This window comes from Enterococcus sp. AZ067 (genome assembly GCF_051715005.1).
In the GTDB taxonomy this organism is placed as follows: domain Bacteria; phylum Bacillota; class Bacilli; order Lactobacillales; family Enterococcaceae; genus Enterococcus_D; species Enterococcus_D casseliflavus.
Genome location: NZ_JBIOSY010000002.1, coordinates 66,630 through 92,314, shown reverse-complemented (window position 1 = coordinate 92,314; position 25,685 = coordinate 66,630). Strand labels below are relative to the sequence as shown.

The 25,685-nt window shown below is 38.8% G+C and carries 24 protein-coding genes; all 24 read left to right on the top strand.

The genetic code is table 11. The features are described from left to right. Positions 1–123: 123 nt before the first annotated feature. Positions 124–972: a helix-turn-helix domain-containing protein gene (locus tag IGI82_RS18395; protein WP_438842674.1), complete on the top strand. Its 849-nt coding sequence runs from the start codon at positions 124–126 to the stop codon at positions 970–972. A gap of 125 nt (positions 973–1,097) precedes the next feature. Continuing rightward, the gene (locus IGI82_RS18390) at positions 1,098–1,445 is read left to right on the top strand and encodes a DUF7006 family protein (protein ID WP_438842673.1); all 348 of its coding nucleotides are present in this window, start codon (positions 1,098–1,100) and stop codon (positions 1,443–1,445) included. Positions 1,446–2,838: 1,393 nt separating this feature from the next. Then, positions 2,839–3,171, top strand: coding sequence for an LPXTG cell wall anchor domain-containing protein (locus tag IGI82_RS18385; RefSeq protein WP_429976870.1), 333 nt, complete (start codon positions 2,839–2,841; stop codon positions 3,169–3,171). Further along, positions 3,171–3,974: a WxL domain-containing protein gene (locus tag IGI82_RS18380; RefSeq protein ID WP_429976821.1), complete on the top strand. Its 804-nt coding sequence runs from the start codon at positions 3,171–3,173 to the stop codon at positions 3,972–3,974. The genes IGI82_RS18385 and IGI82_RS18380 overlap by 1 nt, the downstream gene beginning before the upstream one ends. Positions 3,975–4,063: 89 nt before the next feature. Next, positions 4,064–5,104, top strand: coding sequence for a DUF916 and DUF3324 domain-containing protein (locus IGI82_RS18375; RefSeq protein ID WP_438842672.1), 1,041 nt, complete (start codon positions 4,064–4,066; stop codon positions 5,102–5,104). A 15-nt stretch (positions 5,105–5,119) separates the two neighbouring features. Then, positions 5,120–7,027 carry a pectate lyase-like adhesive domain-containing protein gene (locus IGI82_RS18370; protein ID WP_438842671.1) on the top strand — a complete coding sequence of 636 codons (1,908 nt, stop codon included), beginning with the start codon at positions 5,120–5,122 and terminating at the stop codon, positions 7,025–7,027. Next, a complete protein-coding gene (locus tag IGI82_RS18365; protein WP_438842696.1) occupies positions 7,020–11,165 on the top strand; it encodes a WxL domain-containing protein in 4,146 nt (1,381 codons plus the stop codon). Before IGI82_RS18370 ends, IGI82_RS18365 begins: the two co-directional genes overlap by 8 nt. A 153-nt stretch (positions 11,166–11,318) precedes the next feature. Next, positions 11,319–12,797, top strand: coding sequence for a helix-turn-helix domain-containing protein (locus IGI82_RS18360; RefSeq protein ID WP_438842670.1), 1,479 nt, complete (start codon positions 11,319–11,321; stop codon positions 12,795–12,797). A gap of 22 nt (positions 12,798–12,819) precedes the next feature. Further along, the gene (locus IGI82_RS18355) at positions 12,820–13,170 is read left to right on the top strand and encodes a DUF7006 family protein (RefSeq protein WP_438842669.1); all 351 of its coding nucleotides are present in this window, start codon (positions 12,820–12,822) and stop codon (positions 13,168–13,170) included. A gap of 466 nt (positions 13,171–13,636) precedes the next feature. Further along, the gene (locus tag IGI82_RS18350) at positions 13,637–14,209 is read left to right on the top strand and encodes a TetR/AcrR family transcriptional regulator (RefSeq protein WP_438842668.1); all 573 of its coding nucleotides are present in this window, start codon (positions 13,637–13,639) and stop codon (positions 14,207–14,209) included. A gap of 13 nt (positions 14,210–14,222) precedes the next feature. Then, entirely contained in the window at positions 14,223–14,969 is a 747-nt protein-coding gene (locus tag IGI82_RS18345) for an SDR family NAD(P)-dependent oxidoreductase (protein WP_438842667.1), read from the top strand. A 15-nt stretch (positions 14,970–14,984) separates the two neighbouring features. Further along, a complete protein-coding gene (locus tag IGI82_RS18340; RefSeq protein WP_438842666.1) occupies positions 14,985–16,049 on the top strand; it encodes an alkene reductase in 1,065 nt (354 codons plus the stop codon). Between the two features lie 62 nt (positions 16,050–16,111). Beyond that, positions 16,112–17,116 carry an NADP-dependent oxidoreductase gene (locus IGI82_RS18335; protein ID WP_438842665.1) on the top strand — a complete coding sequence of 335 codons (1,005 nt, stop codon included), beginning with the start codon at positions 16,112–16,114 and terminating at the stop codon, positions 17,114–17,116. 16 nt (positions 17,117–17,132) lie between these two features. Further along, complete coding sequence (locus tag IGI82_RS18330; RefSeq protein ID WP_438842664.1) at positions 17,133–17,978, top strand: alpha/beta fold hydrolase; 846 nt, start codon at positions 17,133–17,135, stop codon at positions 17,976–17,978. 678 nt (positions 17,979–18,656) lie between these two features. Further along, positions 18,657–18,989 carry an LPXTG cell wall anchor domain-containing protein gene (locus tag IGI82_RS18325; protein WP_438842663.1) on the top strand — a complete coding sequence of 111 codons (333 nt, stop codon included), beginning with the start codon at positions 18,657–18,659 and terminating at the stop codon, positions 18,987–18,989. Then, positions 18,989–19,792, top strand: a complete 804-nt coding sequence (locus IGI82_RS18320; protein ID WP_429976821.1) for a WxL domain-containing protein — start codon at positions 18,989–18,991, stop codon at positions 19,790–19,792. The genes IGI82_RS18325 and IGI82_RS18320 overlap by 1 nt, the downstream gene beginning before the upstream one ends. Positions 19,793–19,881: 89 nt before the next feature. After that, the gene (locus IGI82_RS18315; protein WP_438842662.1) at positions 19,882–20,073 is read left to right on the top strand and encodes a hypothetical protein; all 192 of its coding nucleotides are present in this window, start codon (positions 19,882–19,884) and stop codon (positions 20,071–20,073) included. Continuing rightward, positions 20,070–20,921, top strand: coding sequence for a DUF916 and DUF3324 domain-containing protein (locus IGI82_RS18310; protein ID WP_438842661.1), 852 nt, complete (start codon positions 20,070–20,072; stop codon positions 20,919–20,921). Before IGI82_RS18315 ends, IGI82_RS18310 begins: the two co-directional genes overlap by 4 nt. Before the next feature lie 15 nt (positions 20,922–20,936). Further along, positions 20,937–23,435 (top strand): BspA family leucine-rich repeat surface protein, encoded by a 2,499-nt coding sequence (locus tag IGI82_RS18305; protein ID WP_438842660.1) that lies wholly within the window; start codon positions 20,937–20,939, stop codon positions 23,433–23,435. 152 nt (positions 23,436–23,587) lie between these two features. Further along, a complete protein-coding gene (locus tag IGI82_RS18300; protein WP_438842659.1) occupies positions 23,588–23,857 on the top strand; it encodes an HTH domain-containing protein in 270 nt (89 codons plus the stop codon). Next, a complete protein-coding gene (locus IGI82_RS18295) occupies positions 23,805–24,416 on the top strand; it encodes a helix-turn-helix domain-containing protein (RefSeq protein WP_438842658.1) in 612 nt (203 codons plus the stop codon). The genes IGI82_RS18300 and IGI82_RS18295 overlap by 53 nt, the downstream gene beginning before the upstream one ends. Then, positions 24,364–24,807 (top strand): hypothetical protein, encoded by a 444-nt coding sequence (locus IGI82_RS18290; RefSeq protein ID WP_438842698.1) that lies wholly within the window; start codon positions 24,364–24,366, stop codon positions 24,805–24,807. Before IGI82_RS18295 ends, IGI82_RS18290 begins: the two co-directional genes overlap by 53 nt. Then, positions 24,807–25,064 carry a hypothetical protein gene (locus IGI82_RS18285; protein WP_438842657.1) on the top strand — a complete coding sequence of 86 codons (258 nt, stop codon included), beginning with the start codon at positions 24,807–24,809 and terminating at the stop codon, positions 25,062–25,064. The genes IGI82_RS18290 and IGI82_RS18285 overlap by 1 nt, the downstream gene beginning before the upstream one ends. Before the next feature lie 22 nt (positions 25,065–25,086). Beyond that, complete coding sequence (locus tag IGI82_RS18280; protein ID WP_438842647.1) at positions 25,087–25,437, top strand: DUF7006 family protein; 351 nt, start codon at positions 25,087–25,089, stop codon at positions 25,435–25,437. Positions 25,438–25,685: the final 248 nt, after the last annotated feature.

Below are 25,685 nucleotides of genomic sequence, written 5' to 3'. Positions count from 1 at the left end.
TTAATTTAAAGATCATGAATTTAAATTGGATATATAATTTAAATAGAAATTAAAACTGAAAATCAACTGATTCTATTCAGAAGATGGTTTATTGAAGGTTATGTAAAAGAGGGGGTACTATTTATGTACGGTGAGACGATCAGAAAAATTCGTTTAAAGAAAGGATTTAGTCAAAAAGAAGTTTATGGAGATATCATATCTAAGTCCTATGCTATTGAATTTGAAAAAGGAAAACATCAAATAGCTTCCAATATACTTATTCAAATCTTAGATAAGCTTTCAATGGATATTGATGAATTCTTATTTATTGCAAATGATTATCAATTGAACGAAAAAAATAATTACAATCATATTTATCAAAGATTGGCAAATAAACAAGATATTTCTGGTCTAAATCTCTTGTTAGAAGATTTGAAAAAAAAAACAGGAAAATTGAACAATATTAGAATTGCAGAAGTAAGATCACGTATAAGAATTTTAACGCATTTTAAAAAGTTTGGAACTTATCATGCTGGAGTAGTTCTGGAATGTGATCGTCAGGTTATTGCTTCTTATCTGGTAGATGTTGAAAGTTGGACGCTACATGAAATCTTACTTTTTGCTAATACACTGGACTTTTTAGAAGATGAACTCATCTTTATTTTTTTCAAAAGAGTTTCTAATTTATTAGAATATTATGTTCTGCTTGATAATGGTCGAGAAATTTATTGTACTTTGTTAATAAATTTATTAGAGTACACCTTTAAGAAAGAACAATATCAGTATACAGAAGTTTTACTTGCACAATTAGATCTGTTATCAACCGATTATAGAGAATTTTTCCACAGAACAGTTTATAAATTCTTTGAAGGACTGTTACTCATGAAGCGAGGAGAGGAAGAAAAAGGAAGAAAAATTGCAGAGCGCATGCTAGAAACTATGCGTTACTTAGATCAAGAACCGTTAGCGAAGATGTTTTCTCACTTGGTGTAACCATAGTATAAAATGATTTTAAGCATCAGAAAAAATGAAAAATGCATTAATTAAAATATACTAGAAATGGTTCCTTTCCGTAGTGTGTACCTAATCTTCAAATAAAGTGGATGAGGAAGAAAACAATGACGAAATTAATAAAAAAAGAAGAATACATGGAATATTTTCAACAGTCGCTTAAAAAAAAAGAAAAAGAACGAAATGCGTTGAGCCGTTATATGGAGGAGCAGTTCGAAAGATTAAATCAATTAATTGATGGTGTTTCTAAAGATTCATTTTGGGATGTTTTCCCTGAAATATTAGGTATTGATGCTAAGCTAACTTTATTGATCGAGTTGGCATCATTTGAGAACTTTTCCAATAAGGATATCATTCGAATAGTTGAGAATGATTATAAGAATTATTTTAAGGAGTTATGTGGGTATGACCTGAAAATGAAACCCAAACCTTCTATGATCTTTAATGTGTCATAAAGTTATATTGATGTGATGTAAAAACTAAGTCTATTCTGAAAATGACTAATTGCTGGATGCTCTTTTTGTTTCCGTAAACTTGTCATCAAAAGATTATTTATCTTAAAAATAGTTTTATGAGTGTTTGGACAAACCCTTTATGGTGTCAGAAACTTAAAATTTTTTGTCCCTCTTTTATATAATGAACGCAAGTAATGAAGCAAGTAAAATGAGGTATATATGATTTCCTAGTATCAATAACGATAGGATTTGAGGAACAAGTTGGTATCCAATCTCGTGTTCAGGTTTTAAGTTCAGTATATTATTTCCTCCTGGACAATATCCTCCAGCTGTATACTCAACTCATATGTACATTGGTCATTTAGAACGTGTAAGTTATGTGGGCGGAGCTCGGTATATCGGACATTATTCAACTAGAATCTGAGAATATGAATAACTTTGATCTATGGAAATGGGTTGCAGGAAAAAGGATAGATAAAGAACCCAACTATTCCAAAAAAATTGGTTGTATGTAAGTTTAATGTTACTGCTGTTCATATTGATTGTCCTATCTTATTATTTCATTTCCGTATTATGGTAGTTTCTAGATTTTTTTAATGAGTGAAACATGAATAGTATAAAATGAATAACTAGTAAAAACCTCTTACATGTTCAAGAGGTTTTTTATTTACTAATTACTTGCAGCCAAATTTTGATAGTACCTAATAAGTGTGTCGACGCGTAATTAAATTGTTTAAGTCAGTCAGTGTTTTAATCTGATTTAAATTTAATTCCGGCATATTACAAATTCTTAGTAGGACAGTAGAGTTTACCCTGTTGGTCTATTTGCCGATTGGAATATATAAACCGTTCTTTGCAGCCAGATATGTTGAGCAAATTAGAATTCAAAAAAAAGAATGTGTATGATGCAATTGTTAAAAAGAGTGTTCAGAAAATGACTAATTACTGAACACTCTTTTTAGATACTATAATTGATATGTATTATTCTATTTTTGTATCCACAAACTCATAAATTATCCACTGTTCAATTAAAAATTAAGTTTATGATGATAATTACATATCTTGAATGGTGTCAGAAACTTAAAAGTTTTTGATCCTTTTTTTATGTCCATTTTTCTAAATTTGCATGTCGAAGTGAAAATTTCGATTATTCATTTAATAGAGAATCCATTAATCTAGGAGATACAAGAAAGGTGCTTCATTGAACCTTGTTTGTTTTTTCTCATGTATTAAAAACCTTCGTTTTTGGGTTTACAGAAAAAAAGACATTTGAACAAGTCAAATGTCAAAATAACTGTTGGTAAATTAGGGTTTCTTAGTTTTGAGAAACATAAGTAATGATCAATCTAAAAAACGAAGATTTTTGAGACGACTATTTAAAGGAGGAGGGAAGATGCATAAAACGGTTGGATGTTTGATTGGGATGCTGGCAGTGCTTCTTGCACTTCAATTTCCATTGTCCGTCGATGGTACACAGGTCCAATCCGTCGAGTCAGAGGGATCTATTGGATTTACCGGGGCGTACAAACCGATCGGCACACCCGATCCACCCCCAAGCACCAGTCCACAAAAACCAGGCGGCTCGTTACCACAAACGAATATGACCGAAGGGTCATTTGCTATTTGGGTCGGCAGTTTCTTAGTGGCCGGTACCTTAGTGGTAGTAGAGTACCAAAGAAGAAAAGCAACACAAAAAATAATTGGAATGAAAGCAGGAAATGAATGATGAAATTTATCCGTTTAGCCACTGTAGCGGCATTATCAACAACGATCTTTGCCGGAGGCGTACAAGCCTTCGCTGAAGAAACAGAATCACAAGAAGTACGTCAAGCGACGACAGAGGGGCAAATTACCTTTACACCAAGCAATGACGATACCGTCGTTGATCCTGGAGATGATGGGGAAGATGTAACCATTCCACCAATCACTGGTCCTGATGGAGAAAACAAAGGACCTCTAACGATCGCAACTGTGCCAACCATGAACTTCGGTTCACAAATTATCTCAACCACAGATGAGCATTATAACATGGTCGCTGAAAGACAACAAAAAACAGGGACGTCAGGGGAAGAAAATAAAGTTCCTTATGTAAGTTTGGCACAAGTCCAAGATACTCGCGGTACCAATGAAGGGTGGGCGTTACGTGTAAGTCTAACGGAATTCCAAGCACCTACGAATACACTAAATAATGTATTAAAAGGCGCAAAAATCACGTTATTTGATCCGACCCTGCGTTACAGTATCGATAATAATGAGCAAGCACCGACCATTCATGCAAGCGGGTTAGAATTGATCCCAAACAGTGATGCCGTGCCGATTATGACGGCTGCTAATAACAAAGGTGCCGGTACTTCTACTGCTGTTTGGGGAGATCATGATGCGATCGCAAAACAAGTAGCAGACGGCGCAGCTGTTGTGGAGAATGAGGCGATTCAACTATTCGTACCAGGTTCGACCGCCAAAGATGCGGTAACGTATACCTCTACCTTGACTTGGGAATTGGGGCAAACACCTGACAATGAACTGTAAGAGGTAACCCGTTCCGTCTACCAGTCTATTAGTCTCTAGCAGCGTTGCAGATCTCTGTAGCGCTGCTTTTTTAGAAAGGATTACGACAAATGAGATATAAACATGCCATGCAAAACGGGCTTTGGCTCCTTGCGGCATTTTTCTTCTTCTTACCAGTTTCAGTCAAAGCAGAAGAAACTGCCTTAAATACACACGTGACCCCACTTTTTCCAGAAAGCCAAGTAGATGAAAGCAAAGGGTATTACGAGCTGTTACTTGCGCCTGGTCAAAAAGAGACCTTGAAGCTGAAAGTCGGCAATTCCAGTTCAGAACCAATCACTGTTCAGGTAACGCCGCATACTGCTTACACCAATACTTTAGGGAATGTCGAGTATGGCAAAGATGCCAATGTAGCAGACCCGACCTTGATCCATTCTTTGGATGAACTGATGACCCCTTCGGAGGTCATTACCTTATCAGGAAAAGAAACAAAGACCATAGAAATTCCTTTACAGATGCCTAAAGATGCCTTTGAAGGGTATTTAGCCGGCGGATTACGAATCGCCGAAATAAAAGAAGCGGAAGAAAGTGAGACGCCAGAAGGGGAAGGGGTCGCCATCAAAAATGAATTTGCCCACGTGATCGGGGTAGTCGTCAGCAATACCAGCGATTCTGTAGAGCCAGAATTGGAACTGTTGGATGTTTTTGCGGATCAGTTGAACTACCGCAATGTGATCAGTGCGACTTTACAAAACTTTACGCCAGCCTTTGTGAATCGCTTGGAAGTGGAAGCGACGGTCAAACGTGCCGGAGAAAACGACGTACTTTATGAGGCCAGTAAAGAAATGATGCAGATGGCGCCGAATTCGAACTTCAACTTTCCGATTTCGTTAGAAGGCGATCGTTTTCGCAGCGGGAACTATGTATTAGACCTAACGGCAAAGTCGGGAGAAAACGAATGGTCTTGGACACGAGAATTTACAATCGATGCCGATGATGCCCGTAAATTGAACCGAGAAGATGTGATGATCGACAATCATGCGAATTGGTGGATGATTGGTTCAATCGTCTTGGTTATTCTTTTACTTGTCGTCATTTTGTATCTACTGATTCAAAAGAAGAAAGCAAGAGTAAACGAGCAAGAACAGTAAGAAGGAGTGAATGAAATGACCACGAGATTGAGACGACCGATGCTTGTGTTAGGGACGACCATCTTGTTCATGCAAGCTGTATGCATGCCTGTCGGCATGGTCTACGCAGAGACAACGATGGACACTGAGGAACAAGAATTAGTGGAACTACCACTAATGAAAAACTATCTGGAGGAAGAAGAGATCAGTGAACCGCGTTTTTTCTTTACTCGTTCTCGAATGCAAGGAACGGCAGAAGAACCCCTTCAAGTGACATTCTTTTCTGATCACGAAGTGTCTGAAGTACGAGTATTCTTACCAGAAGAAGCAACGCTCTTGAAAGATCAATTATCAACAGGAATCTCAGTTGAGGAAGGAGCGCAGTCTAACGAATGGATCGTTCAGTCAAAGCGTGCGCAAAATACATTTGTCCTTCCTCTAGTAGTTGAAAAAGCTGGAAACTATGAATTGTCGGTGGAAGAAACGACGGCTCATTTAGAAATTAGTGAGAAAGAAGAGACTGATGAGGAAGTCCCGGTCGAAGAAATGGAATTGTCCGAGAATGATCCAGTTGGACAAGAGGAATTAAAAGAAGAAAATGGAATAGAAGAAGAACAAGAAAATGAACAACCGGCAGAAGAAGTACGTGAACCTGTATCAGAAGCTCCGCAGGAGCAACAAAAAGATGAGGAAGAGACCGATGAGGCGTCACACGTGGTCGAACCGACCGTCTTTGATGGAGAAACAGCAGAAGTTACAACGATGGCCCAATTCAGAGAAGCAGTTGGCAATCCTGATATTGGGATCATTTCTGTTCAAGCCAATTTGACAGAGGCTACCGCAAACGTACTAACTGTGGATCGTCCGTTACTTATCCAAGGCAATGGGTATACATTGACTTTTGGTATCAATGGGTTTTACTTTCAACTAGAAGAAGTAACACAAGCAAGCACCATTCGACTTGAAAATGCGACATTGACAAAAGTTGGTGCTACACCATTAATCAACGCAACGGTAGAAAGTAGTAAAAATTGGACCGTTGAATTGGAAGATATAACTGAAGTGAATGCGAATAACATGCGATTAGCCTCTCTTCCTGAAGGAAGTATTCACTTTACAGGTGGCGTATCAAACTTTACACGTACAACTTCTGCACAAACGTTCATCGTAGCAAAAGAAGTCTTAGCAACCAACCAAGCAGAAGTCACGATTAGTCGAGGGAATGCGACGGTCTTCTTTTCTTCTGCCACCGTATCAAATCCAAAGCTTACGGTAGAACAGGGAGCAGCAATTACGATCACAACTACCGCAGGAGTGGCGAATACGATTGATCTAAGAGGAGAAAACTCGGAAGTTTTTTTGCAAAGTGGAGAATTGGATGTAGCTACTGTTGGGACAACAGCGGTACCTACAGATACAACGAATAATACGATCTCATTAACAGGAACTGCACCTAAAATAACGATAAATTCAAGTTTTCAATTAACAGTCAGAAGCACATTAGCCAAGAGAGGAATTCATCTGGCTGGAAAAAATGCGCAGCTTTTAGTCAACAATTCTGAGATATCCGTTACTTCTGCGACACAATCAGCTATAAATATAACTGGCGATAATGCAAATTTATCCGTGATTGATAGCCTATTTGATGTAACAGCTTCTGGACAGACACTAAATCTTACAGGAACTTCTCCGAAAATGACACTAAACAAATCGAGTGCAAGAGTTGTTTCAACGACAGGAGTTTCAATGACTCTATCGGGAAGTGACGCGGTACTTGAAGCGAATGAATCGGAACTAGCGATTCAATCAACAACTGGTCAAAGAATGAACTTGATTGGTTCAAATCCAGTCTTGAATTTAAAGAATAGTCAATTAGACATGAAAGCGACAACCGGACGAGGGATTTATTTGCAGGGGGGCAACGCCACAAGTGCTCATGGATAATAGTCAGTTATTGATGACAGATACCGGTCCTTCCCAAGGAATGATCTTACAAGGAACAGATGCGTTACTTTCTTTGAGCAATCAGAGTGAATTGGAAATTACAGGTGCAGGAACTGGAGCGTTAGAAAACATACAAATTGGGAATAACAATGGACGCCCGGAACTTTCAGTCACCGGAGAATCTAAGCTTTCTGTCACAACAACCAGTGGAACAGGCGCTGCGACAGATACGGAAAATAATGCCATCCATTTACGAGGCGCTGATCCAAAAACAACAGTCACCGGAGGATCAGAACTGCTAGTTTCAATAACCTCTAATGCACGAAGAGGGGTGTACTTGAATGGCGATAATCCAGAGTTGCTTGTGACCGATAGTCAATTTGATGTAACAACAGTTTCTGGACAGACACTAAATCTTACAGGAACTTCTCCGAAAATGACACTAAACAAATCGAGTGCAAGAGTTGTTTCAACGACAGGAGTTTCAATGACTCTATCGGGACGTTACGCGGTACTTGAAGCGAATGAATCGGAACTAGCGATTCAATCAACAACTGGCCAAAGAATGAACCTGATTGGTTCCAATCCCGTTTTAAATTTAAAGAATAGTCAATTAGACATGAAAGCGACATCCGGACGAGGGATTTATTTGCAGGGGGCAACGCCACAAGTACTCATGGATAATAGTCAGTTATTGATGACAGATACCGGTCCTTCCCAAGGAATGATCTTACAAGGAACAGATGCGTTACTTTCTTTGAGCAATCAGAGTGAATTGGAAATTACAGGTGCAGGAACTGGAGCGTTAGAAAACATACAAATTGGGAATAACAATGCTCGCCCAGAACTTTCGGTTACCGGAGAATCTAAGCTTTCCGTTACAACAACCAGTGGAACATCTGCTGCGACAGATACGATAAATAACGCCATTCATCTACGAGGCACTGATCCAAAAGCAATATTTAATGACGCTGAATTAAATATTGAAATAATATCTGGATCTCGTCGAGGATTATACCTAAATGGAATCAATTCTGATTTACGTATTCTTGATAGTAAAATTGATGTAACAACAGTTTCTGGACAGACACTAAATCTTACAGGAACTTCTCCGAAAATGACACTAAACAAATCGAGTGCAAGAGTTGTTTCAACGACAGGAGTTTCAATGACTCTATCGGGACGTTACGCGGTACTTGAAGCGAATGAATCGGAACTAGCGATTCAATCAACAACTGGCCAAAGAATGAACCTGATTGGTTCCAATTCCGTTTTAAATTTAAAGAATAGTCAATTAGACATGAAAGCGACATCCGGACGAGGGATTTATTTGCAGGGGGCAACGCCACAAGTACTCATGGATAATAGTCAGTTATTGATGACAGATACCGGTCCTTCCCAAGGAATGATCTTACAAGGAACAGATGCTTTACTTTCATTGAGTAATCAGAGTGAACTAGCAATTACAGGTGCAGGGACTGGAACGTTTGAAAATATACAAATTGGGAATAACAATGCTCGCCCAGAACTTTCGGTTACCGGTGAATCTAAGGTTTCCGTTACAACAACCAGTGGAACATCTGCTGCGACAGATACGATAAATAACGCCATTCATCTACGAGGCACTGATCCAAAAGCAATATTTAATGACGCTGAATTAAATATTGAAATAATATCTGGATCTCGTCGAGGATTATACCTAAATGGAATCAATTCTGATTTACGTATTCTTGATAGTAAAATTGATATAAAAACCCTAAATGATACAGGTTTGAGAACTTTAGGCAACAATGGGACTAATTTAATTAGCAATAGCCAGATAGATTTATTAAGCGGAACTTCTGTATCAATAGGCTTTACAGGGAATTTAATGAAAACAAGCATAACCAATAATTCAAAAATAAATTCGGACCAAGGAATGTACTTTGCAGGTCAAGAAGTTATTATTGATAATAACTCAGAGATAGATATCACTAATACTGTTGCAACAAACGTCACTACTATTAGTGATCAAAGAAGTATCTTTGGTGTACTAACTTTTGAAAGGAGAGGATCCACTAAAGGGCAGCTCACTATAAACCATTCAGGGTTGTCTATAGATAAAAGAGATGGAGAACGTATTCGAGGAGCTTTAAATATTGTAGGTGGGGACAATGAGTTACTTGTTGAAAACGGAGGCAGTTTAAACATAGTGAATGAAGGCAGCGGTACTCCAGATGATAGCACAACCTCTAATGCTAATGCTGGTGTTGGCTTTCGGAACTATGACTATGAATATAATACGACCCTTATCTCTAACAATGATTTTATTGTGAGAGATCCAGGTTCTCGAATAGATATTCAAGCAAAATATGGCGCTGCGGTGACTATGTCAACCGCTGGTACCGTATTTGATGGGAGTGTTACTGTAAAAAATCAAGGTTACTTTGTGGCTACTGGTAATACCGCAGGTAATAATTCTGGTGTGTTTGTAGGTAGACTAGTTCATGTCACATTTGATAACCCGCTATTTATAGATTTTACGAATTATCGTACAGGTGGCGGTCAAGTATTTGGTGTTTCTAATGCTAATTCTACTTTTACTGGAATTAATAGTGATTTAGCCCTATGGGAGAATAATTCTGATTTATTGGGTGATCCTTTTTTAAACTTTAGAAAACTGGATTATTCATTTCGTGGAATCAACTATGATACGTTAGTTAGCAGCAGTGATCCAGATCAACTAAATACTGATACTCTTGGCACTACAGGCCTACTATCCTATACTCGTATTAGCTCAAATAATGGTCGATGGGCAATCGCAGATGAACTTAGAGTTCCAACCAACGCCGATAAGAAAATTCATGGGCGAGTGAGTCTTCCAGTAGGGCTAGATGATAGTCGTCCTGCTTGGGATGATGAAGCACTTGTTACCGTAGAAGTAGAATCCCCTTCGGGAGAAACGACACAAGAATATACGACTAAAACAGTTGGTGATACAAATGAATCGCCAGGAATCAGCATCTATGGCGAAGAGCCGCGTGGCGGACTCTTTGAAATCGATTTGGATGAACCGTTAGAAGCTGGATCAAAAGTTCGAATCAGTAAAGTTGAACTAACCAGTGGCGAACTTACGGATGGATTTGAACATCAGATTTTAACAGATACGGTTGAGGTCTTTCCAATCATACCACCAACACCGGCACAATTTTCTTCGTCAATCATTGCGCAAGATAGTGCTGCGATCCAAGGGGTGACGGATAATCTAGATGCTGAAGTAACCGCCACACACAATGGGGAACCACTCAATACTGAATCTGTCTCGGTAGATGCGGATGGTAGGTTTTCATTAGACTTAAGTGAAGTTTCTTTAGAAATCGATGATGAAATACAAGTCTTTCTACGAGATGCAGAAGGATCAGCTGTAGCTGCAGGAGTTGTTAATCCTCCAGAAACAAATAATACTCGCGGAAATATCAACCCATCCACTGAATTAATCTTTCACGATGTCACGTTTGAACCGGCTACGACATTAATTGTTGGAGATCTAGGGCCTGTCTCACCGGTCGATCCGTTGGATCCAGAAATAGAAGTTGATCCAGAAAAAAAACCAGAATTACCAGAGGATCAAGGACAACTAAGTATTGATTTTGTTTCGTCTTTTAACTTTGGTTCACAAGCCATTTCGGTTCATGACCAAACCTATTATGCCAAACCCCAACGTTTACTGAATGAAGATGGAACAGTAAATGAGGATGAAGAACGACCGAACTATGTTCAGATCAGTGATCGACGTTCGGAAAACGAACGAAATGGCTGGACACTAGCAGTCACCCAAAATAGCCAGTTTACGGATCGTCAAGGCAATCAACTTAGAGGTGCACGTCTGTTGCTGAATAACCAACAATTTGCTTCTGTTCAAGAAAATGGGGAACCGACGCTCCAAAACCAAGACGGCGTTGTCTTGCTCCCAGAACAAAAGATACCTCTTGTGACCGCAAGCAACGGCCAAGGCGCAGGGACTTGGGTCTATCGTTTTGGTGATGGAGAAAGTGCAGGAGAAAGTGTTGCCCTTGAAGTGCCGCCATCGGCGGATCCTAGAGCAACGACCTATCAAACGACCCTCACATGGGAGTTGAGTGCTGTACCGGATAACTAGGTAGAAGAAGAGAAGTGTGTCCACTCTTTTCTTTTTATTGTAGATAGAATTGAAAAAAGACGTTCTTTTCGTATTTAATGAACCGATAAGGTATGATGAGCAAAACATGTCGTTGGAAAAAAGAAGACTGAGGGGAAGAAGGGAGGGAATGCTATGCGAGAATTACAGCTCTCATTTATCACGAATGCGGAGACCCGTCGCTGGATGCGAATCTTATCGATTATTGAGCGAGAACATCATTTTACGATCGTGGCACTTAGCGAACGCTTAATGATTTCTCAACGCACATTGGTTAAAGATATTCAAGCAATTAGAAGCTATTTTGGTGAAACCATTGAATTGCTTTCCTTGTACAAGGGGTTTCGTTTTGATGAACGAGACCGCGTCAAGTACCAAGAAAAAAAAGAAGCACTCTTAGAGAATGAAGTTCTTTTTGAGATCGTCGGCACTATTTTTTGGGGACAGCCGGTGGCATTGGCTGAATTGGCCCATCACTACAGTTATGCAGAAAGTACGCTCCGTCGATTTCTAGCGAGAATCGAACCAATCTTGGCCTCATATCGCTTGAGCTTGACCTTCACTCCGGTCAATTTCAAGGGGAAAGAAGCCGATATCCGAAAGTTCTTTTTTGATTTTTATTACAATAGCGAACAGACGCCCCATACGATTCGGCCACCAGAGCACCTGCACAAATTAGTCTTAGACGAACTATCCAATCAATTAGGTGAGTATGAGTTGGGCACAGGGACGACGGTTTCAGCCTTTTATTATCACTTGTATATCACCATGATCCGCGTCCAACACAATCATTTTGTCACGGTGCCAAAGTGGTTGAAGGCGATCGATTATCAAGAAAAGGACTTTCAATTGCTTTATTCCTTGCAGGATAGGATCAATCAAGACTTTGATATTTATCTTCCGAAGGAAGAATTTGCATGGCTCCACCTTTCGATCATTGCCAAGCGAACGATCGATCGCTCCGATCAGGAAATCAAATTTGGCCAACGGTTCAACTGTTGGGCAGGGCTTGAGGAGGTCGTTTCAGCGTATTTGTCAGATCCATTTTTTGAGCAATGGGATACAGACATACTCGGGCACTTTATGACATCATTTTTTGTGTCACGTTTGGTGAATGAAGCCTTGAGTCCACTATTGAATAAAGAGTTAAAAGAAGTACATGACATGGTAGAAAAAAAACACAGTCAGATCCATAAAATCAATACTCACTTCTTGTCAACCCATTCAAAGGCCCTTCCGATTTCTTCCAGTACCTTTGAAGACGTGGCGGCGAGCTTTACCTTATACATGGATATGGTCTTTCGTTATTATCAACCCGTCAAACAAATTTTGTTTTTATTGGAGGGTGACTACTTAGTGGTTCAATCGATTCGCATAGAGGCCCGTGAACAGCTAGGGGACCACCACCACTTACTGTTTGTAAAGTTACAGGAATTTCTACCGGAACAATTAAATAACGAAAAGATTGATCTGATCGTGACGAACTATCGCCCCTATCTTTCGGACGATAGCCTAGAAACAGACTATGTGCTGATCAATAGTCAGCCGACAACCAAAGATTGGACAATGGTCAAACACCAATTGAATCCATTGACGGATCAGCTTTCATTTTAAACAAAAAGGAGGAGAACACATTATGACCGTGTTTACGACCAAACAAGACTATCTTCAGGGGTTTCAACGCACCTTTGAAGCAATCGAGAAACGAGAAAGCACCGTCCTGAACGACTATTTGACCAATCAGATTTGCCATTTGAATACCTTAGTCAACCAAATTTCTAGTCGGAATTTCTGGGAAGTTTGGCCAAAGATTTTAGGGATCGATGCGAAGATTAGTTTAGTGGATGAATTGATCACCTTTGAAGATTTTTCAAGTGAAGATATCTTGCGAATAGTGGAAACAGATTATCAGACCTATTTCAAAGAACTATGCGGGTATGATCTAAGTATGGAAACAAAACATTCGATGATATTCAATGTGATGTGATCCCTTTTCATTGAACAACTAATATCAAAAAGGCAAAGTCCAATCAAAAGCTAAGCAGCTTCTGATTGGGCTTTTTGAAATTCGTTCATCATAAAGTGATACGGAACACTCTATTTTAGTGTTCATAAACGCGCAAAAAAGCAACGGTCATTTAAAATTTAGATTAATGAGTATAATACCTCTTTGATGGTGTCAGAAACTTAAAAGTTTTTGACCCTTATTTAGTCTATATTCTATCGATTGTGTAATGGCTCAATTAATTATGTTCCGTTAAATAATAGTTTATAAAGTGTAATTTGAGCTATTTACTTTACAATCAATATTAAATCGATTATTTTAGAATGGTCATTCTAAATAATTGTTTAAAGTTCTTAGTAAGCATGGTTAGTAATTAAAATGCAAAAAATTTTAGCATTTATTAGAATGATTGTTCTATTAAATAGAATATGACGAAAGGAGATACTTTGTGGCTAGACAAAAGGAATTTGATACACAAATTGTTTTAGAGAAAGCAATGGATGTCTTTTGGGAAAATGGATACGAGCACACATCAATGCAAAACCTTGTTGATGCTATGGGAATTCACAGAAGAAGCATATATGACACATTCGGCGATAAGCATAACTTATTTATACTTTCACTCAAACTGTATGAGGAGTTGATAAGTCGAAATATTCAAATGAGTATTCTTGAAAGTATGAGTGTGCATGAGAAATTAAAAACAGTTTTTTCGGTAATCGTTAGCGATAAAAATCATCGTGCAGGATGTTTGATTGTGAATACGGCTGCAGAACTTTCTAACATAGACCAAGTTGTTGAAAAAGAAATACAAGATTATTTTAATCGTGAAGAGCACCTAATTTTTAATATATTGCTTACGGCACAGGAAAAAAACGAAATAGCAGCATCAACTGATATAGAAGCTTTGTCCTGTTTTCTTCATAATGCTTTAATCGGTATACGTGTCTTATCAAAAACAACCAACGACAATGAAAAATTGAATATGATCATTGACCAAACTTTAAAAAATATAAATTAAAGGAGATAACATCATGAAGTTTACAGTTATTACAGGAGCAAGTTCTGGAATTGGGTATGAAACAGCATTAGCGTTTGCAACAAAAGGAAAAAACTTGATATTAGTGGCTCGAAGATTGGATAAGCTAGAGGAATTAAAAAAACAAATCCGATCAATTAATCAGTCACTTGAAGTTGTTCTGAAGAGTTCCGACTTATCAGATCGTGATCAAGTTTATGATTTATACAAAGATTTAAAGCATTATGACATTGAAACGTGGATAAATAATGCTGGATTAGGTGATGCGGGGTTAATAATAGACGAGGATCTTCAAAAGATTGAAAATATGCTTCGAGTAAATATTGATGCAGTAACCATCTTATCTACGCTTTATGCACAAGATTATGCGGATAAAGAGCAAGCACAATTGATTAACGTTTCTTCTGCTATGGGTTACATGCTTGCCGTTGGGAATATAGTTTATTCTGCAACAAAGTATTATGTTAGTGCCTACACAGAAGGACTAGCAAAGGAATTATCTGGTCGTGCTTTAAAAGCCAAAGTATTGGCTCCAGCTATTACTGAAACCGAGTTTATTGATAAAGCCAACAATGTTGAGAATTTTGATTACAGTACTGGAGTTAAAAAATATCACACGGCAAAAGAAATGGCACAGTTTTTAATTGAGCTTTACGAAAGCAATAACACTGTAGGAATTGTAAATGAAAACTATGATTTCGTTCTAAATGATGGAATTTATCCTGTTTTACAGGGATTATAAAAGGGAGATAGTGAAATGGACAAATTATTTGAAGAAATTACATTAGGTGATATCACCTTAAAAAATCGATTAGTAATGGCACCTATGACGCGAAGTAGAGCAACTGCTGATGGTTTGCCAGGAGAGTTTGCGGCAAAATATTATGGTCAGCGGGCCTCCATGGGATTAATTATCACTGAAGGAGTTCAACCGTCAGAACTAGGGCAGGGATATTTGAACACTCCTGGCATTTATACAGATGAGCAGGCAATGGCTTGGAAGAAGGTCATTGATCATGTACACGAAAAAGGTGGGAAAATATTTATTCAATTAATGCACGTAGGTAGAATGTCTCATCCAGATAATCTAAGTACTCATAAACAAGCGATTGCCCCATCCGCAATTGCTCCTGGGGAAAAAATGTTTACTTTAGGTGGTATGAAAGAAATTCCAGTGCCTACTGAAATAAAAACAGAAGATATTCCTACCATTGTCGATCAATATCGAAGCGCTGCAGCACTAGCAATTAAAGCTGGTGCAGACGGTGTTGAGATCCATGGCGCAAATGGGTATTTGATTCATCAGTTTTTAGGTGAAAATTCAAATATTCGTAAGGATAATTTTGGCGGATCTATTGAGAATCGTGCTAGATTTGCTTTAGAGGTAACACGAGCAGTAGTGGAAGAAATTGGCGCTTCAAAAGTAGGCATTCGGTTATCTCCAATGAATCACTTAGGGAACGTTGATGAAGGAGAATATGGCGAGGATCTGTATCGATATTTAGTGGCTGAATTAACTGAATATGACCTGGCATACCTACACTTGATGCATGTAGGTAATGAATCTTTATTGGAAGATATTAGGAATTTGTGGCATACACGATTGATGGTCAATCGTGCCGGAAGACCAATAGAAAATCTTACCGTTGACTTAGACAACAATTTAACAGATCTTGTTTCTGTAGGTGTTTGGTCACTGGCTAATCCAGACCTAGTAGATAGATTAAGAAATGGCGCACCTCTTAATCCGCCTGTTCCTGACACGTTTTACGTAAATCAAGGAGAACTTGGATATACCGATTATCCCACAGTTAATCCATAAATGAATTTTGGGCCATCAATACAGAGTTGTTGATGGCTTATTTAATAAGGAGTGAGATTGTTATGAAAGCAGCACAGATAAAGAAGTACTCTAAAGATATAAATGTTTTAGTTAACGAAGTACCAAAGCCTATGATACAAGAAAATGAAATACTTATTAAAGTTAAAGTAGCGGCGGTAAATCCATTAGAGCTATTAAATATAACAGGCAGTGTAAAACTGATACAAGATTACCAAAAGCCATTCACTTTAGGTAATGAGTTATCCGGTGTAATAACAGAAGTAGGTAGTAACGTAAAGAATTTTAAAAAGGGAGATTCTGTTTATACTAGATTACCAATTGAAAAAATTGGCGCTTTTGCTGAATTTGTAGCAGTAAATCAAGATGCGGTATGGTTTATACCTAAAAACTTAGATTATACCTCTGCGGCGGCCATTCCTTTGACAGGTTTGACAGCTTATCAAGCATTTACAGATATTCTAAAAGTAGAATCAGGGCAATCAGTATTCATTCCAGGAGGTTCTGGGAGCTTTGGGCAAATGGCAGTGCCCATTGCCAAGTACCTCGGTTTAAATGTGATAGTGTCAGGAAATTCTGCTTCTAAAAATCGTATATTGAAAGCTGGAGCAGATCAATACTTAGATTACAAGAAAGAAAATTATTGGGAAGTATTGGATAAGGTTGATTATGTAGTAGATACATTAGGCGGAGCTGAAATCGAAAAAGAATTGACCATTATAAAGCCAGGAGGGAAGTTACTTAGCCTTATAGCTGGACCTAATAAGCAATTTGCGATTGAACAACATTTACCTAAATGGAAACAGTGGCTGTTTGGATTAGCTGGTAGAAAACTGGATAGTCAAGCTAAAAAACATAATGTAGATTATCGATTTATTTTTGTAAAATCAAATGGAGAACAATTACACAAGATAACAAAAATTGTAGAAAAAGAAAATATTATACCAGCCATCGATCCTAATATCTTCACATTAGAACAGGTGAATGAGGCAATTTCACTGGTAAAAAACGGGCGGTTACAAGGAAAAGTGGTTATTAAATTCGATTAAGGGAAGGGGAGAGAAGATGACAATACAAACAGACTATTTAACTGCACCTAATTTATTTTTAAAAGGAAAGAAAAATAAATTTGCTTATCGAGAAATGGGGGAAAAGGAAGGAATTCCTCTAGTTTTATTAACCCATCTGTCTGCAACTTTAGATAACTGGGATCCACTATTAATAAATACTTTGGCAGAAAATCATTGGGTAATTGTGTTTGACAACGTAGGTGTAGGTCTTTCTGATGGAAAAGTTCCCGAAACAATCAAAGAAATGGCTGATGGTGCAATAGAGTTTATACATGGTCTAAATATTGAACAAGTTGATCTACTTGGACTATCCATGGGGGGGATGATAGCTCAAGAGTTAGTTGCAAAAGAACAGCTTCTTGTAAGAAAGTTAATCTTGGTCGGAACCGGCCCTCGAGGAGGGGAAGGGATTTCTGAGGTTACTAAAGTAACTAACAAGGATTTTTTGCGATCTATTTTAACTAGAAAAGATATAAAAACGTACTTGTTCTTTACTGAAACAGAGAATGGAAGAATAAAAGCTGCAGAGTTTTTAGAACGAATCAATACTCGTTCGCAAGTTAAAGATAAAAACATTCGTTTTTCTAGCTACCAGAATCAGCTAACCGCAATCAATCGCTGGGGAAAAGAAAAATCAGCAGATTTGTCCACAATCAATCAACAGACATTGATTGTGAATGGTGATCATGATCGTATGGTGCCTACAGTAAATTCATACGATCTAGCTAAAAGAATTCCAAAATCGACATTAAAAATCTATCCTGATGCAGGCCATGGATCTCTATTCCAATTTCCAATAGATTTTTCCCAAATAGTTTCAGAATTTATTTATGCAAAATAAAAAAAATCCAATGCCATATGTTTGAAAAAAATTTTTTTAGGTCATAAATTTTGTTCTTTTCTATAATATTTTGAGTTTTAGGGCCAACAGGGTATACCCAGGTGGTTTATTTGCCTATCGGAATATATAAACTGTTCTTGGCGGCCAGATATGTTGAGCAAGTTGGATTTCAAGAAATAGAATGTGTATGATGAAATTGTTAAAGAGAGTGTTCAGAAAATGACGATTTTCTGGACGCTCTTTTTAAATACAATAATTAATAAGTATTGCTCTGTTTTTGTGTTCATAAACTCATAACTAAATCATTGTTCAATTAACATTTAGATTTATGAGTATTAGGACAAATATTGTATGTGGTCAGAAACTTAAAAGTTTTTGATCCTTTTTTTATGTCCATTTTTCTAAATTTGCATGTCGAAGTGAAAATTTCGATTATTCATTTAATAGAGAATCCATTAATCTAGGAGATACAAGAAAGGTGCTTCATTGAACCTTGTTTGTTTTTTCTCATGTATTAAAAACCTTCGTTTTTTAGATTGATCATTACTTATGTTTCTCAAAACTAAGAAACCCTAATTTACCAACAGTTATTTTGACATTTGACTTGTTCAAATGTCTTTTTTTCTGTAAACCCAAAAACGAAGATTTTTGAGACGACTATTTAAAGGAGGAGGGAAGATGCATAAAACGGTTGGATGTTTGATTGGGATGCTGGCAGTGCTTCTTGCACTTCAATTTCCATTGTCCGTCGATGGTACACAGGTCCAATCCGTCGAGTCAGAGGGATCTATTGGATTTACCGGGGCGTACAAACCGATCGGCACACCCGATCCACCCCCAAGCACCAGTCCACAAAAACCAGGCGGCTCGTTACCACAAACGAATATGACCGAAGGGTCCATTGCTATTTGGGTCGGCAGTTTCTTAGTGGCCGGTACCTTAGTGGTAGTAGAGTACCAAAGAAGAAAAGCAACACAAAAAATAATTGGAATGAAAGCAGGAAATGAATGATGAAATTTATCCGTTTAGCCACTGTAGCGGCATTATCAACAACGATCTTTGCCGGAGGCGTACAAGCCTTCGCTGAAGAAACAGAATCACAAGAAGTACGTCAAGCGACGACAGAGGGGCAAATTACCTTTACACCAAGCAATGACGATACCGTCGTTGATCCTGGAGATGATGGGGAAGATGTAACCATTCCGCCAATCACTGGTCCGGATGGAGAAAACAAAGGACCTTTAACGATCGCAACTGTGCCAACGATGAACTTCGGTTCACAAATTATCTCAACCACAGATGAGCATTATAACATGGTCGCTGAAAGACAACAAAAAACAGGGACGTCAGGGGAAGAAAATAAAGTTCCTTATGTAAGTTTGGCACAAGTCCAAGATACTCGCGGTACCAATGAAGGGTGGGCGTTACGTGTAAGTCTAACGGAATTCCAAGCACCTACGAATACATTAAATAATGTATTAAAAGGCGCAAAAATCACGTTATTTGATCCGACCCTGCGTTACAGTATCGATAATAATGAGCAAGCACCGACCATTCATGCAAGCGGGTTAGAATTGATCCCAAACAGTGATGCCGTGCCGATTATGACTGCTGCTAATAACAAAGGTGCCGGTACTTCTACTGCTGTTTGGGGAGATCATGATGCGATCGCAAAACAAGTAGCAGACGGCGCAGCTGTTGTGGAGAATGAGGCGATTCAACTATTCGTACCAGGTTCGACCGCCAAAGATGCGGTAACGTATACCTCTACCTTGACTTGGGAATTGGGGCAAACACCTGACAATGAACTGTAAGAGGTAACCCGTTCCGTCTCCCAGTCTATTAGTCTCTAGCAGCGTTGCAGATCTCTGTAGCGCTGCTTTTTTAGAAAGGATTACGACAAATGAGATATAAACATGCCATGCAAAACGGGCTTTGGCTCCTTGCGGCATTTTTCTTCTTCTTACCAGTTTCAGTCAAAGCAGAAGAAACTGCCTTAAATACACACGTGACCCCACTTTTTCCAGAAAGCCAAGTAGATGAAAGCAAAGGTATTACGAGCTGTTACTTGCGCCTGGTCAAAAAGAGACCTTGAAGCTGAAAGTCGGCAATTCCAGTTCAGAACCAATCACTGTTCAGGTAACGCCGCATACTGCTTACACCAATACTTTAGGGAATGTCGAGTATGGCAAAGATGCCAATGTAGCAGACCCGACCTTGATCCATTCTTTGGATGAACTGATGACCCCTTCGGAGGTCATTACCTTATCAGGAAAAGAAACAAAGACCATAGAAATTCCTTTACAGATGCCTAAAGATGCCTTTGAAGGGTATTTAGCCGGCGGATTACGAATCGCCGAAATAAAAGAAGCGGAAGAAAGTGAGACACCAGAAGGGGAAGGGGTCGCCATCAAAAATGAATTTGCCCACGTGATCGGGGTAGTCGTCAGCAATACCAGCGATTCTGTAGAGCCAGAATTGGAACTGTTGGATGTTTTTGCGGATCAGTTGAACTATCGGAATGTGATCAGTGCGACTTTACAAAACTTTACGCCAGCCTTTGTGAATCGCTTGGAAGTGGAAGCGACGGTCAAACGTGCCGGAGAAAACGACGTACTTTATGAGGCCAGTAAAGAAATGATGCAGATGGCGCCAAATTCGAACTTCAACTTTCCGATTTCGTTAGAAGGCGATCGTTTTCGCAGCGGGAACTATGTATTAGACCTAACGGCAAAGTCGGGAGAAAACGAATGGTCTTGGACACGAGAATTTACAATCGATGCTGATGATGCCCGTAAATTAAATCGAGAAGATGTGATGATCGACAATCATGCGAATTGGTGGATGATTGGTTCAATCGTCTTGGTTATTCTTTTACTTGTCGTCATTTTGTATCTACTGATTCAAAAGAAGAAAGCAAGAGTAAACGAGCAAGAACAGTAAGAAGGAGTGAATGAAATGACCACGAGATTGAGACGACCGATGCTTGTGTTAGGGACGACCATTTTGTTCATCCAATCTGTATGCATGCCTGTCGGCATGGTCTACGCAGAGACAAAGATGGACACTGAAGAAAAAGAACTAATGGAACTACTACCAACGATAGAAGAAGTAGGGGAATGTGAAGTTACGGATGGCGATTCAAAACCGAAGCTTAATATTCAAACTGAGGAAAGCCAACAAATAACTGATCAAGACAATATTTCTTCAGAGGAAAAAGAAATAAAAAACAGTGAACAATCAACAAAAGAGAATGAAACAGATACCAATCAAGATAGTAAAGGTACTCGGATCGACGAATCCAGAAATGGTATATGGGGAACTGTTAGTTGGAGCTGGAATTCAGGAACTCAGACGATTACCTTGCAAGGCGGGACAGCGGGAACAGTAAGTTCTGCTCCTTGGAAAATACTTACTGATGTGGTAACGATTACGGTAGAAGGCAGAGTGTTGTTACCCTCAACCTCAGCCAATTTATTTGCAGGTTTGCCACATCTTGAAAGAATAAATCAGGCAGAAAATTTTGATGTATCTCATGTTACCAATATGTTTGGTATGTTTCAAAATACTAGCAACTTAAAAACAGTAGATGTTTCCACATGGGATACGTCGAAAGTTACTAATATGACACAGATGTTCCTTGGCGCAAGTAGTATTGAAATGTTAGATGTTTCAAAATGGGATACTTCAAGTGTTACCAGTATGTTTGCTATGTTTCAAAATACTAGCAAGTTGAAAACATTAAATGTATCAACATGGGATACGTCGAGTGTTACTAATATGGCACAGATGTTTATTCGAGTAAGTAGTATTGAAAAATTAGATGTTTCGACATGGGATACGTCGAGTATTACTAATATGACACAGATGTTCCTTGGCGCAAGTAGTATTGAAATGTTAGATGTTTCAAAATGGGATACGTCGAATGTTAATTCTATGCGTGCTGCGTTTCAAAATACTAGTAACTTAAAAACATTAGATGTTTCCACATGGGATACGTCGAAAGTTACTAATATGACACAGATGTTCCTTGGCGCAAGTAATATTGAAATGTTAGATGTTTCAAAATGGGATACTTCAAGTGTTACCACTATGTTTGGTATGTTTCAAAATACTAGCAACTTAAAAACATTAGATGTTTCCACATGGGATACGTCGAATGTTAATAATATGACACAGATGTTCCTTGGCGCAAGTAATATTGAAATGTTAGATGTTTCAAAATGGGATACTTCAAGTGTTACCAATATGTTTGGTATGTTTCAAAATACTAGCAAGTTGAAAACATTAAATGTATCAACATGGGATACATCGAGTGTTACTAATATGGCACAGATGTTTATTCGAGCAAGTAGTATTGAAATGTTAGATTTAGCCAATTGGAATACTACAAATGTTTCTTCAGCTACCAATATGTTTGTTAATACCCCCAATCTTTCAGAAATTCGTCTAGGAACTAGATCTCGTTTTGATCACTTGTCGAGCCCTCCCGAAATGTCTACTATCCCATCTTCAGATCAGTATACTGGCAATTGGGTCTATTATTTGAATCAAGCAAATACAATTCCTGAAACTTATATTACCTATTCCCCAACCAATTTTTGGCGGGAATATGACGGCACCAATCCAGGTAACTATCAGTGGCAAACAACAGGTTCTGTAGCCGTTCATTACAGAGATATCAATGATCAAGCAGTCAATCCTCCAGAAAGGATTACTGGTGGGATACGCGCACCATTTCAAATCGAAGAAAAAGAAATAGACGGATATACATTAAAAGAAGTCCCTAATAATACTTCAGGTCGTTTTACTGAAGAAGAGCAAGTCATAGTTTTTCGATACATGAAAGATATAGTATATCCTGTAGATCCGTTAAATCCAGAAGTTGATGTGGATCCAGAAAATCCTCCAGAACTTCCTGAAAATCAAGGAACACTGAGTATTGATTTCATTTCGTCTTTTACCTTCGGTTCACAAGCCATTTCTGCTCAGACCAAGCGCTACTACGCACAACCACAACGCTTATTGAATCATGATGGAACCCTCAATGATGCCGAAGAACGGCCAAACTACATCCAAGTCAGTGATCGCCGCCCAGACAACGAACGCAAGGGATGGACACTAGCGGTCACACAAAACAATCAGTTTACGGATCGTCAAGGCAATCAACTTAGAGGTGCACGTCTGGTGCTGAATAACCAACAATTTACTTCTGTCCAAGAAAATGGAGAACCGATGCTCCAAAACCAAGACGCCGTTGCCTTGATCCCAGAACAAAAAATGCCTCTTGTGACCGCACGCAACGGCCAAGGCGCAGGGACTTGGATCTATCGTTTTGGTGATGGAGAAAGTGCAGGAGAAAGTGTTGCCCTTGAAGTGCCGCCATCGGCGGATCCTAGAGCAACGACCTATCAAACGACCCTCACATGGGAGTTGAGTGCTGTACCGGATAACTAGGTAGAAGAAGAGAAGTGTGGCCGCTCTTTTCTTTTATTGTAGATAGAATTGAAAAAGGCGTTCTTTTCGTATTTAATGAACCGATAAGGTATGATGAGCAAAAACATGTCGTTGGAAAAAAAGAAGACTGAGGGGAAGAAGGAGGGAATGCTATGCGAGAATTACAGCTCTCATTTATCACGAATGCGGAGACCCGTCGCTGGATGCGAATCTTATCGATTATTGAGCGAGAACATCATTTTACGATCGTGGCACTTAGCGAACGCTTAATGATTTCTCAACGCACATTGGTTAAAGATATTCAAGCAATTAGAAGCTATTTTGGTGAGACCATTGAATTGCTTTCTTTGTACAATGGGTTTCGTTTTGATGAACGAGACCGCGTCAAGTACCAAGAAAAAAGAAGCACTCTTAGAGAATGAAGTTCTTTTTGAGATCGTCGGCACTATTTTTTGGGGACAGCCGGTGGCATTGGCTGAATTAGCCCATCACTACAGTTATGCAGAAAGTACGCTCCGTCGATTTCTAGCGAGAATCGAACCAATCTTGGCCTCATATCGCTTGAGCTTGACCTTCACTCCGGTCAATTTCAAGGGGAAAGAAGCCGATATCCGAAAGTTCTTTTTTGATTTTTATTACAATAGCGAACAGACGCCCCATACGATTCGGCCTCCAGAGCGCCTGCACAAATTAGTCTTAGACGAACTATCCAATCAATTAGGTGAGTATGAGTTGGGCACAGGGACGACGGTTTCAGCCTTTTATTATCACCTATATATCACCATGATCCGCGTCCAACACAATCATTTTGTCACGGTACCAAAGTGGTTGAAGGCGATCGATTATCAAGAAAAGGACTTTCAATTGCTGTATTCCTTGCAGGATAGGATCAATCAAGACTTTGAGATTCATCTTCCAAAGGAAGAATTTGCATGGCTCCACCTTTTCGATCATTGCCAAGCGAACGATCGATCGCTCTGATCAGGAAATCACATTTGTCCAACGGTTCAACTGTTGGACAGGGCTTGAGCAGGTCGTTTCAGCGTATTTGTCAGATCCATTTTTTGAGCAATGGGATACAGATATACTCGGGCACTTTATGATATCATTTTTTTTGTCACGTTTGGTGAATGAAGCCTTGAGTCCACTATTGAATAAAGAGTTAAAAGAAGTACATGACATGGTAGAAAAAAAACACAGTCAGATCCATAAAATCAATACTCACTTCTTGTTAACCCATTCAAAGGCCCTTCCGATTTCTTCCAGTACCTTTGAAGACGTAGCGGTGAGCTTTACCTTATACATGGATATGGTCTTTCGTTATTACCAACCCGTCAAACAAATTTTGTTTTTATTGAGGGTGACTACTTAGTGGTTCAATCGATTCGCATAGAGGCCCGTGAACAGCTAGGGGACCACCACCACTTACTGTTTGTAAAGTTACAGGAATTTCTACCGGAACAATTAAATAACGAAAAGATTGATCTGATCGTGACGAACTATCGCCCCTATCTTTCGGACGATAGTCTAGAAACAGACTATGTGCTGATCAATAGTCAGCCGACAACCAAAGATTGGACAATGGTCAAACACCAATTGAATCCATTGACGGATCAGCTTTCATTTTAAACAAAAAGGAGGATAACGCACTATGACCGTGTTTACGACCCAACAAGACTATCTTCAGGGGTTTCAACGCACCTTTGAAGCAGTCGAGAAACGAGAAAGCACCGTCTTGAAAGACTATTTGACTGATCAGATTCGCCGTTTGAATACCTTAGTGGACCAAATTTCTAGTCGAAATTTCTGGGAAGTTTGGCCAAAGATTTTAGGGATCGATGCGAAGATCAGTTTAGTGGCTGAGTTGATCAATTTTGAAGATTTTTCAAGTGAAGATATCTTGCGAATAGTGGAAACGGATTATCAGACCTATTTCAAAGAACTGTGCGGGTATGATCTAAGCATGGAAACGAAACATTCGATGATATTCAATGTGATGTGATCCCGATCTCTTTTCACTGAACAACTAATATCAAAAAGCCAAAGTCCAATCAAAAGCTAAGCAGCTTCTGATTGGACTTTTTGAAATTCGTTCATCATAAAGTGATACGGAACACTCTATTTTAGTGTTTATAAACGCGCAAAAAAAGCAACGGGCATTTAAATTTAGATTGATGAGTAGAATGATACCTCTTTTTGGGGGGGCAGAAACTTAATAGTTTTTGATCCCTTTTTTAGTTGGAAAAAACA